Consider the following 6,296-nt stretch of genomic DNA (forward strand, 5'->3'; position numbering starts at 1 on the left):
CTGGGGGTGCCGACGGTTCAGCCGCACCGGGCGCGGATCGGCGCGCTGGCCCGCACGGTGGCCGAGACGCTGGTGACGCGGTCGCCGCGGTTCTCCGCGGGCGGCCGGGAAATCGAACTGCGCGGCCAAGCGGCCATTGTGGACGGTGACTGGCGGGAGGTGGCGCCGGCGCCGATGGCGCTGCTGCGCGCACTGGCGGCGTCGCCGGGCCGGGTGGTGTCCCGCCGCGAGCTGATCTCGGCGTTGCCGGGCGGCGGCGAGGAGCACGCGGTGGAGACGGCGATCGGCCGCCTGCGGACGTCGCTGGGGGGCGGCAAGGTCGTCCAGACGGTGGTGAAGCGGGGGTACCGGCTGGCCGTGGACGCCTGACCGGCGTGTCAGCGGGCGTGTCAGCGCGGTGGCGATCCGGTGTCAGCGGGCCCGGCGAAGGTGGCTTCACACACCGAAACCGAGACACCAGGAGCCCCACGATGCAGAACTTCACCACCCCCGCCCCGATCGCCACCGTCCTCGACATCGCCGCCGGCCGCGTCCGGTTCGTCGCCGCCGAGGCGGGCGAGACCACCGTCGAGATCCTGCCCGCCGACCCGTCGAAGAGCCGGGACGTGAAGGCCGCTTCGCAGGTCGAGGTCGGCTTCTCCGACGGTGTCCTGCGGATCGAGGGCGTCGTCAAGAACCAGTACTTCGGCCCGTCCGGCGCTCTCGACGTGACCGTCGCGCTGCCCGCCGGCTCCGACGTCCGGGCCAAGGCCGCGAGCGTCGAGCTGCGGGGCGTCGGCCGCCTCGGCGACGTCACCGTCGAAGGCGCGCACGGCGGCGTCGTGATCGACGAGGCCGCGAGCCTCCGCCTCACCGCCCACGCCGGCGACGTCTCGGTCGGGCGCCTCACCGGCCCGGCGGAGATCACCACCGGCAAGGGCGACATCCGGATCGCGGAAGCCGTGCGCGGCAACCTGGTCCTGAGCACCCAGGCCGGCGACATCACGGTCGGCGCGGCCACCGGCGTGTCCGCGTCCCTCGACGCCGGCACCACCTACGGCCGGATCCGCAACGCCCTCAAGAACACCGGGGGCACGCCGGGCCTGACCATCCAGGCGACCACCGCCTACGGCGACATCGACGCCGCCGCCCGGTGACCGTCAGCCGACCCAGGAGACGGCGTGCTTCTCGAACCCCCGCGCCGCCGCGACCCGCGCGGCTTCGGCTTCGGCCTCCTCGCGCAGCGGCGGGCGGAGGGGGTCGAACGCCGTCACCGTGAACGTCAGCTTCGCGCCGCTGCCCTTCGTGCGCCAAGTGCCCGCGATGTCGCCGTCCGCGAGGAGGACGCCGGGGTTGCCCAGCATCTTCCAGACCTCCTTGCGGCGCGCGGGATCCGGGACCAGCAGGGTCTTGTCGCGGGCCTGGATGAAGGGGTCGAGCGGGGGCAGCAACCGCACCAGGTCGGGCTCCGGCGGGTTCTCCAAGGCGGGCAGCTGGGCGGCGGGCAGGTACTTCCGCCGTCCTTCGACCTCGACCTCGGCCAGGTCCGCCGGCCACGTCCGGTCCACGACGGCCTTCGCGGTGCCGACGAACTCCGCCGCCTCGCCCGGGGTCGCCGGGCCGTTGAGCCGCAGGTAGTCCTCGACCACCTTCGTCGCGGCCGCCGGGTCCGGCGTGCGGCGCATCCGGCCCCGGCCTTCGAGCGGGGCCAGCGTCGCCGGGGAAGCACCCGCGACCAGGCGGACGCCCGCGTGCGGGGCCGCGATGCGCATCAGCTGTTCCTGGATGTGGGTCGCGCCGCACCCCCGGCACCACCGCGAGAACGACGGCGGCAGCGCCTTCGTCACCGCGGTGCTCGCCGCGCCCTTCGTCATCGGCTTGGTGACGACCTTGCGCAGCGCGGCCGCCGCCGTGAAAACCACGTCGGCCGCCGCCTGGCCGGTCGCCGCCAGTTCCTTGCGCTGCCAGAGCATCCGGGCGAGCGCGTCCGCGTCGTCGAGCGGCACCAGTGCCCGCGTCACCTCGGCGAGGCCGAGGTGGAAGTGCGGCGCGCCGCGCAACGTCCAGGCGAGCACCAGCCGCGGATCGTCCACGAGGGACACCTCGCCGTCCAGCCGGGCCACGAGGGCGAGCAGCGCGGTGTCGCGCATGCTGTCCTGCAGCCCGGCCCGGACGACGGCGAGGTCGGCCAGGTCCCGCGCGGTGCGGTGCAGGCCGTGCTCGGCGATGCGGTAGGCGAGTACCTGGCGGCGGTCCACGTGCGGCTCCTAGAACGTGTACTCGAAGGTGTAGCCGACCTTGTCCTCGCCCAGCGCGCCGCCGGCGGTGCCGGAGCCGGTGAGCCCGGCCAGCCCGCCGGTGCCCGAGCCGGGGACGACGGTGAAGGTCGACGCGATGCCCTTGGCGTCGAACGTGTACTCGTGGCGCACGATGAACGTCCCTTCGCGACCGCCGACCTTGCCCTCGAAGCGCTCGAAGCTCGGCGACGTCGTCTCGCCGCTCTCGTAGCCTTCGCCCGCGTAGTACAGCAGAAGGTCGCAGACCGACTCGCCCTCGAGGACGCCTTCGTACGCGAAAGAGGCGTGCGCGTAGGCCACCCGCGGGCCGCCCTCGGTGCCGCTGACGATCTTCTCTTCCCAGTTCTTCGTGGTGAATCCGTTCATGGGAGTCACTCTGCCGGGGATACCTGTCAGCTTGTGTCAGGTATTTCTGCCAAAATTCCGGGTATGCGTGCGAGCCGTCTCCTGTCCGTCCTCCTGCTGCTGCAGAACCGCGGCCGGATGACGGCCGAAGAGCTGGCCGAGGAGCTCGAAGTCTCGGTGCGGACGATCTACCGGGACATCGACGCGCTCTCGGCGTCCGGCGTCCCGGTGTACGCCGACCGCGGGCGGACCGGCGGCTACCGGCTGGTCGACGGCTACCGCACGCGGCTCACCGGGATGACCGAGGAAGAGGCGCAGTCGCTGTCGCTGGCCGGGCTGCCGGTGGCCGCCGCCGAGCTGGGCCTCGGGACGGTCCTCGCGGCGGCGCAGCTCAAGCTGTACGCGGCGCTGCCGCCGGAGCTGCGCGACCGGGCGGGGCGCGTCGCCGAGCGGTTCTACCTGGACGTCCCCGGCTGGCACCGGGGGATCGAGAGCCTGCCGACGCTGTCCGCCGTCGCCGACGCCGTGTGGTCGTCGCACCGGATCCGGATCCGCTACGAGCGGTGGGGCCAGCGCGTCGTCGAGCGGGACGTCGAGCCGCTGGGACTGATCCTCAAGGCGGGCAACTGGTACCTCGCGGCGCGGTGCGAAGGGTCCGACCGGACGTACCGGATCTCGCGGGTGCTGGCGCTGGAGGACCTCGGCGAGGCGTTCGAGCGGCCGGCCGGGTTCGACCTCGCGCGGTACTGGCAGGAGTGGTCGGAGCAGTTCGAACGCCGGATGTTCCCGCGCGTGGCCGTGGTGCGGCTGTCGCCGCGGGCGCAGGCTCTCGTACCGTTCTACGCGGGCGCGGTCGGGGCCCGCGCGCTGCGCTCGGCCCCGGGCGAACCGGACGCGGACGGCTGGCTCACCGTGGAGCTGCCGGTGGAACGCGGCGAACCGGCCATCGGCGAGCTGCTGCGCTTCGGGCCGCACCTGGAGGTCCTCGAACCGGCGGACCTGCGGGCGGAGCTGGCCAAAGCGATCGAAGAGATGGGCGCGAAGTATGGGTGAGCTGAGCGGGATCGCCATCGGCGTCACGGCCGAACGCCGGGCCGAGGACTTCATCGCGGCCCTCGAACGCTACGGCGCCGAGGTCCGCCACGCGCCGACGATCACCATCGTCCCGCTGGAATCGGACCCCGCGCTGCGTTCGGCCACCGAAGCGGTCCTGGCCGAGCCGGTCGCCTTCACGGTGGTGACGACGGGCGCGGGCTTCCGCGGCTGGCTCGACGCGGCGGCCGGGTGGGGCCTGCGCGAGCCGTTGCTCGACCGGCTGCGCGAGTCCCGGATCTACGCCCGCGGCCCGAAAGCGGTCGGCGCGGTCCGCGGGGCCGGCCTGCGGGAGGCCTTTTCGGCCGAGTCGGAGTCGAACGCGGAACTGTTCGGCGCACTGGCCGAGGCGGGCGTGGCCGGCGCGCGGGTGGCGGTCCAGCTGCACGGGACGCCGCTGCCCGCGCACACGTCGTCGCTGACCGGGGCGTCGCTGGTGGAGGTGCAGCCGTACCGGTGGCATTCCCCGCCGGACGTCCGCCCGGTGCACGACCTGATCGACGCGGCGGTCGCGGGCGAGCTGGGCGCGCTGGCCTTCACGAGCGCCCCGGCGGCGGCGAACTTCCTGGCGCTGGCGCGGTCGTACGGGCGGTATGAGGCTCTGGTGGCGGCGCTGCGGGGGCCGGTGGTGGTCGCGTGCGTGGGCCCGGTGACCGCGGCCCCGCTGGAGGAGGCGGGGATCCGGACGGTGCAGCCGGAGCGCCAGCGGCTGGGAGCGTTGGTGAAGCTGCTGGTCTCGACCCTCTCGGTGCCGGACTAGTCAGTCCTCCTCGGCCGGGACCTCACCCGCCTCGGCGGCGCGGACCGCTTCCCGGCCCGCGGCCTCCTCGCTCAGCCCGCGCCGCCAGTAACCCGTGAAGCAGATCGACCGCTTGTCGACCTCGCGCTCCCGCACCAGGTGCCGTCGCACGAGCTTCACCACGCTGGCCTCGCCGGACACCCACGCGTACGGCGTCCCGCCGGGGAACGCCGCCCCACGCACCGCGTCCAGCAACGCCTCGCCCAACGGCCGCGAGCCGCGCAGCACCCAGTGGACCTCGACCGCGCCGAGGGTGTCGAACGCCTGCCGGTCCGCCCGGTCCGCCAGCTCGACGTACACCGACGCCCGCGCGCCCCGGGGCAGCTGCTCGACGATCGCGCCGATCGCGGGCAGCGCCGTCTCGTCGCCGACCAGCAGCTGCCAGTCGGTGGCGGGCGGAGGCGCGTACAGGCCGTACGGGCCCATGAACGCCACCCGGTCGCCCGGCCGGACCCGGGACGCCCACGCCGACGCCGGGCCCTCGTCGCCGTGCAGGACGAAGTCGACGTCGACCTCCGCCGCTTCCGGCCGGATCGCCCGGGCCGTGTACGTGCGCATCGGGGGCCGGACGTCGTCCGGCATCGCCAGGTACGTGCGGTACCAGGACATGACGTCGGAAGCGGTCTCCGGCAGCACGGGCTCCGCCTGCCCGGCGAGCGGGAAGAAGAGCTTGACGTACTGGTCGGGCGCCTGCGGCACCAGCTCGCGGAAGGTCTCCGCGGCGAGCGTCACGCGCACCAGGTGCGGCGACAGCGGCCGGACCGCCGTGACCGAGGCACGGTGGTGGGTCAGGGTGGTGCGCTCCGCCTGCGTCGTCATTAGGCGAGGCTAACCTAAGGGTTGGGTCTCAGAACAGCCCTTCCGGGCCGGGATCCTCGTCACCTCCTTGCTTCCAGCGGTACTTCCGCAGGTCCACGCGCTGACCGTCGGCCAGCACCCCTTCCGCGCGCAACCGCTCCAGCTGGTCGTGGACCAGGTGCGGCGCCGGGGTGCCGTTCGCGCGCAGGATCCGGTGCCACGGCAGGTCGTGCCCGTCCTCCGCGAGGATGGCGCCCACCATCCGCGGCGAAGGCGCGCCCGCGAGCGCCGCGATGTCGCCGTACGTCGCCACCTTGCCGGCCGGCACCGACTCGATGATCTCCCGCACGCGCTCGTGCAGAACGTCGTCCATACCGACACTCTGCCGTAGGGGTACGACACTTTTCGTAGCCGTCCACCGCTAACCCGTGCCGGTGCCGCACCCACTACTCCGGACGTGGTTCCATCGCGGGGTGAACGGGAGGCGAACGGTGCGGGCGGACGCGCGGCTGGTGCGCGCGCCGGTCCCCGACGCACCCACGTTCACCTGGGACGAAGGCGCCCGGCGGGTGCTCTCCGCGCCCGGCGGGTTCCGGCGTGTGCTCGGCGGACCCGGTACCGGCAAGACGGCGCTGCTCGCCTCGGCCGCCACCCGCCGCATCGCCGAGGGCGTGGACCCCGAGAGCGTGCTGGTGCTCACCACGTCCCGCAAGTCCGCGGACGCCCTGCGCGCCGACATCACGCGCCGCCTCACCGCCGACCCGGACCTGGCGCGGCCGCTGCCCCGGACCGTCCGCGAGCCGCTCGTGCGCACCGTGCACTCCTACGCCTACTCGCTGCTGCGGCTGGAGGCGATGGCCGAAGAGCTCCCGCCGCCGCGGCTGCTCGCGGGCGCCGAGCAGGACGTCGTCGTGCGCGAGCTGCTGGCGGGCGACCTCGACGAGGAAGCCGGGTACTGGCCGGAGCCGCTGCGGCCCGCCCTGATC

The 6,296-nt window shown here is 74.1% G+C and carries 9 protein-coding genes; 5 read left to right on the plus strand and 4 right to left on the minus strand.

The annotated features are described in order from the left end of the window. The coding region (locus tag G3I65_RS43975) for a winged helix-turn-helix domain-containing protein (RefSeq protein ID WP_203612675.1) at positions 1–369 on the plus strand (369 nt) is incomplete at its 5' end. A 101-nt stretch (positions 370–470) separates the two neighbouring features. Further along, positions 471–1,136: a DUF4097 family beta strand repeat-containing protein gene (locus G3I65_RS43980; RefSeq protein ID WP_160701360.1), complete on the plus strand. Its 666-nt coding sequence runs from the start codon at positions 471–473 to the stop codon at positions 1,134–1,136. 3 nt (positions 1,137–1,139) lie between these two features. On the opposite strand, the gene G3I65_RS43985 is transcribed toward G3I65_RS43980, so the two are convergent. Next, the gene (locus tag G3I65_RS43985) at positions 1,140–2,237 is read right to left on the minus strand and encodes a DNA glycosylase AlkZ-like family protein (protein WP_160701361.1); all 1,098 of its coding nucleotides are present in this window, start codon (positions 2,235–2,237) and stop codon (positions 1,140–1,142) included. A gap of 9 nt (positions 2,238–2,246) precedes the next feature. After that, on the minus strand, positions 2,247–2,642 hold the full coding sequence (locus G3I65_RS43990) for a DUF3224 domain-containing protein (RefSeq protein WP_166641345.1): 396 nt from the start codon (positions 2,640–2,642) through the stop codon (positions 2,247–2,249). A gap of 63 nt (positions 2,643–2,705) precedes the next feature. Here G3I65_RS43990 and G3I65_RS43995 point away from each other — a divergent pair, with 63 nt between their 5' ends. Continuing rightward, complete coding sequence (locus G3I65_RS43995) at positions 2,706–3,674, plus strand: YafY family protein (protein ID WP_160701363.1); 969 nt, start codon at positions 2,706–2,708, stop codon at positions 3,672–3,674. Beyond that, on the plus strand, positions 3,667–4,473 hold the full coding sequence (locus tag G3I65_RS44000) for a uroporphyrinogen-III synthase (RefSeq protein WP_160701364.1): 807 nt from the start codon (positions 3,667–3,669) through the stop codon (positions 4,471–4,473). The genes G3I65_RS43995 and G3I65_RS44000 overlap by 8 nt, the downstream gene beginning before the upstream one ends. Here the strand turns inward: G3I65_RS44000 and G3I65_RS44005 are convergent, their stop codons facing one another. Together G3I65_RS44005 and G3I65_RS44010 are read right to left on the minus strand one after the other, a co-directional pair. Beyond that, entirely contained in the window at positions 4,474–5,331 is an 858-nt protein-coding gene (locus G3I65_RS44005; RefSeq protein WP_160701365.1) for a siderophore-interacting protein, read from the minus strand. A gap of 28 nt (positions 5,332–5,359) precedes the next feature. Then, positions 5,360–5,683, minus strand: coding sequence for an MGMT family protein (locus G3I65_RS44010; RefSeq protein WP_160701366.1), 324 nt, complete (start codon positions 5,681–5,683; stop codon positions 5,360–5,362). A 139-nt stretch (positions 5,684–5,822) separates the two neighbouring features. Between G3I65_RS44010 and G3I65_RS44015 the strand changes: the two genes are divergently transcribed. Next, the coding region (locus tag G3I65_RS44015) for a UvrD-helicase domain-containing protein (RefSeq protein ID WP_160701367.1) at positions 5,823–6,296 on the plus strand (474 nt) is incomplete at its 3' end.

The sequence above is a fragment of the Amycolatopsis sp. SID8362 genome (genome assembly GCF_010550475.1).
GTDB classification, from domain to species: domain Bacteria; phylum Actinomycetota; class Actinomycetes; order Mycobacteriales; family Pseudonocardiaceae; genus Amycolatopsis; species Amycolatopsis eburnea.

Excerpts from the sequence above, each read along its gene's own strand:
- G3I65_RS43980 (WP_160701360.1), top strand. The coding sequence starts at position 471 with ATGCAGAACTTCACCACCCCCGCCCCGATCGCCACCGTCCTCGACATC.
- G3I65_RS43990 (WP_166641345.1), bottom strand. The coding sequence starts at position 2,642 with ATGAACGGATTCACCACGAAGAACTGGGAAGAGAAGATCGTCAGCGGC.
- G3I65_RS43995 (WP_160701363.1), top strand. The coding sequence starts at position 2,706 with ATGCGTGCGAGCCGTCTCCTGTCCGTCCTCCTGCTGCTGCAGAACCGC.
- G3I65_RS44000 (WP_160701364.1), top strand. The coding sequence starts at position 3,667 with ATGGGTGAGCTGAGCGGGATCGCCATCGGCGTCACGGCCGAACGCCGG.
- G3I65_RS44005 (WP_160701365.1), bottom strand. The coding sequence starts at position 5,331 with ATGACGACGCAGGCGGAGCGCACCACCCTGACCCACCACCGTGCCTCG.
- G3I65_RS44010 (WP_160701366.1), bottom strand. The coding sequence starts at position 5,683 with ATGGACGACGTTCTGCACGAGCGCGTGCGGGAGATCATCGAGTCGGTG.